This window comes from Caloramator quimbayensis, assembly GCF_900167605.1.
GTDB classification, from domain to species: Bacteria; Bacillota; Clostridia; order Clostridiales; family Caloramatoraceae; genus Caloramator_B; species Caloramator_B quimbayensis.
Map to the genome: position 1 here is coordinate 1 of NZ_FUYH01000056.1, position 2,595 is coordinate 2,595.

The following is a 2,595-nucleotide window of genomic DNA, read 5'->3' on the forward strand; positions in this document are numbered from 1 at the left end:
AAGGTTATAAAGAGAATTATGTATGGTCGTTGCAGTTTTGAACTTCTTAAGCAAAAGGTATTATTACTTAATTTCAACTAACTTTGGAAAGAACCGAATTTTTATTGACAATAACAATTTTAAATAAAGCGGATAGAAAAGACGGATGGAGGCATGAGGAACAGGGGGAGAAGGTAGGAATAGAGACGGGGAGGCACAGGATGCTGATGTTGAGATATACAAGACTGATGAAGTTTGTGCAACAATCGCAACTTTTTATGGTAATACAATAACAATTGATAAGAATGCTTCACAGACAAAGGAATAAGCATGATAGACTTTAGTGCGTTTACTTGTGAATCATACAGTTACACAAAAGTTTAATTATTTAAAGAAAAAGTTAAAAATGTATTGATAAAATTAAAATTATGTGGCATAATAGATAATAATGGGAATTTTAGGAAACTGTGATATGGGATACATTACTGGAATACACGCTTTAAACTTGAAATGCTTATTAGATACCTGTGGAGATTAGCATTCATCTGCTCTTAAATGGAAAGATATATCATTTAAAGAATCAGAGGAAACTATTTTAAAAGACTGGGGTATAGAGGCTAACCATAGTATACGAGAAGATTACATATGCAATGAGAAATATACACCAATAGTATTGGAAATGGGTGATGCTAAATCTAACTGAATCAAGGGACTCATTGTACAAAATATACTATTAATGAAGTTGCATGCATATACAAATAGAGATAATGTCAGAGGTTCAAAGGTCTAAATTAGGTAATAAAATGGAGTGGTGAGACATGGGTAGAAGTATGGAGGACAGAGTAATAAGTATTCAAACACAGGTGATAGAAGCATATAGAAGAAAACATAGCCTTTCGGCTGAAGAAATAGCCGAAGTTATAAGCAAGTATAACTTAAGCAAGTTTATACAGGATAACTATGAATTGCTTCATCTTACTGGTGTGGATGGTATCGTAGAAGAAATAGAGGTATACATAGCAGAATGTGAAGGTGGGAAATAGGTATGAGTTCTTATTTTAATCGAGAATGGCTAATGCTATATCATGGATCAACTGTAAATGTTCAATTTATAGACTTAAGTAAAGGTAAAGATTACAAAGATTTTGGAAAAGGATTCTATACAACATCATCAAAGATTCAGGCTGAGAAGTTTGCAAAATTACTGGCTAGAAGAAGAAAGACAAAAGGATATGTGAGTGAATACAAAGCAGACAAACTAATAGAAGGACTTTCATTCAAAGAGTTTAAAACAGCAGATATTGAGTGGCTTGATTTTGTAGTATTTAATAGGACACATGCAGGTAAACAGCATCCATATGACATTGTAATAGGGCCAGTTGCAGATGATGATACAAACATAGTAATTCAAGCATACATGAATGGAGTATACGGAAATCCAGATTATCCTACAGTAAAATCATACGCAATAAGTTTGCTGGAGCCAGAGAATTTAAAAAATCAAATATACATAGGTACGGATAGGGCTGTAAGCAGGCTAACTTATATTGGAGGTTATGTATTATGAGTAAGGGTAACGAACAGAAAATAGAGTTTTGCATAGAGCTTCAAATATCAGCGGTTATAAAATTGATAGTGAACAAATATGCTAAGAGCATTGAAGAAGCAACCAATATACTATATAAATCGGAAACATATAAGATTTTAATAGATAAGGAAACGGGTTTATGGGCTGAAAGTCCTTACTATGTGCTACAAAGTTTAGAGCAAGAATTATGTGGAATATCAAGAGAATATAGGTGATAACATGAAATGGAGATTAAAAGAGCAGATAGATAAAAATGGAGATACACTGGAAGAATTAGCGAATTATCTTGAGATAACATATCAAACGCTATCAAAAAAGATGAATGAGCACGTAGATTTTACCAGAACTGAAATAAAAAAGATTAAAAGCAGGTATAATCTAACAGCAGAACAGATAGAGTATATATTCTTTACTGATTAAAAAAAAGTAATTACAAATACACATTATGTAAAAAATGCAAATAGTAAGACGAATGAGAAGAAGAATATCTGGTGTCAAGAGTGGCGGAGAGGCACAGGATGGACGGAACGGACAATGGCAGGACGGATGGGGGCTTGGCTTATTTACACTGGAAAAATTGAATATATAAAACGGCTTGTCCCATATCAAGGATGTTTACATTGAACGATACCTTAGATATAAAAAGTAGAACACCCTTAACATTTACCCAAGGTAGATGTTAACGGGTGTTTATTTATAAATATACCTAAGGCTAGTTGAGAAAACATTACTTCCTTGAAAACAACGTTCTTGTATTTGAACGGAGATAATGAATCAAGGAGGAAGCATTTATGAGAAAGCACTTAGCAGTAATTTTGTTTATCATGACCATAAATTTATTAGCAGGAACGGGAACGGCAGGAATCTCAACTCCAACATCTAAAGATGAGGTACTATCTCTTATTACCATTGAACAAACAGAGCCGTTTGAACCTGTGTTTTGCAATAATTAAATACAAACTTTTGAAAAAAATCTTTGCAACATCCGCATTACCATAATTGTAAATTAATTGTATTTCATTAATGAA

5 protein-coding genes are annotated in these 2,595 nt (G+C 33.0%); all 5 read left to right on the forward strand.

The features are described 5' to 3' along the window. The first annotated feature begins 797 nt into the window (after positions 1-797). The 5 genes from B5D15_RS15085 (at position 798) to B5D15_RS15600 (ending at position 2,520) form a co-directional block, all read left to right on the forward strand. Positions 798-1,022: a DUF3791 domain-containing protein gene (locus B5D15_RS15085; RefSeq protein ID WP_078697915.1), complete on the forward strand. Its 225-nt coding sequence runs from the start codon at positions 798-800 to the stop codon at positions 1,020-1,022. A gap of 2 nt (positions 1,023-1,024) precedes the next feature. After that, positions 1,025-1,546: a DUF3990 domain-containing protein gene (locus tag B5D15_RS15090; RefSeq protein WP_078697916.1), complete on the forward strand. Its 522-nt coding sequence runs from the start codon at positions 1,025-1,027 to the stop codon at positions 1,544-1,546. Next, a complete protein-coding gene (locus B5D15_RS15095; protein ID WP_078697917.1) occupies positions 1,543-1,782 on the forward strand; it encodes a hypothetical protein in 240 nt (79 codons plus the stop codon). Before B5D15_RS15090 ends, B5D15_RS15095 begins: the two co-directional genes overlap by 4 nt. A gap of 4 nt (positions 1,783-1,786) precedes the next feature. Further along, positions 1,787-1,987 (forward strand): helix-turn-helix domain-containing protein, encoded by a 201-nt coding sequence (locus B5D15_RS15100; protein ID WP_078697918.1) that lies wholly within the window; start codon positions 1,787-1,789, stop codon positions 1,985-1,987. 371 nt (positions 1,988-2,358) lie between these two features. Continuing rightward, positions 2,359-2,520 carry a hypothetical protein gene (locus tag B5D15_RS15600; protein ID WP_179122349.1) on the forward strand — a complete coding sequence of 54 codons (162 nt, stop codon included), beginning with the start codon at positions 2,359-2,361 and terminating at the stop codon, positions 2,518-2,520. The last annotated feature ends 75 nt before the right edge of the window (positions 2,521-2,595 follow it).

Bases quoted from the DNA above. Each gene is read 5' to 3' on its own strand.
- B5D15_RS15085 (WP_078697915.1), top strand. From the start codon at position 798: ATGGGTAGAAGTATGGAGGACAGAGTAATAAGTATTCAAACACAGGTG.
- B5D15_RS15090 (WP_078697916.1), top strand. From the start codon at position 1,025: ATGAGTTCTTATTTTAATCGAGAATGGCTAATGCTATATCATGGATCA.
- B5D15_RS15095 (WP_078697917.1), top strand. From the start codon at position 1,543: ATGAGTAAGGGTAACGAACAGAAAATAGAGTTTTGCATAGAGCTTCAA.
- B5D15_RS15100 (WP_078697918.1), top strand. From the start codon at position 1,787: ATGAAATGGAGATTAAAAGAGCAGATAGATAAAAATGGAGATACACTG.
- B5D15_RS15600 (WP_179122349.1), top strand. From the start codon at position 2,359: ATGAGAAAGCACTTAGCAGTAATTTTGTTTATCATGACCATAAATTTA.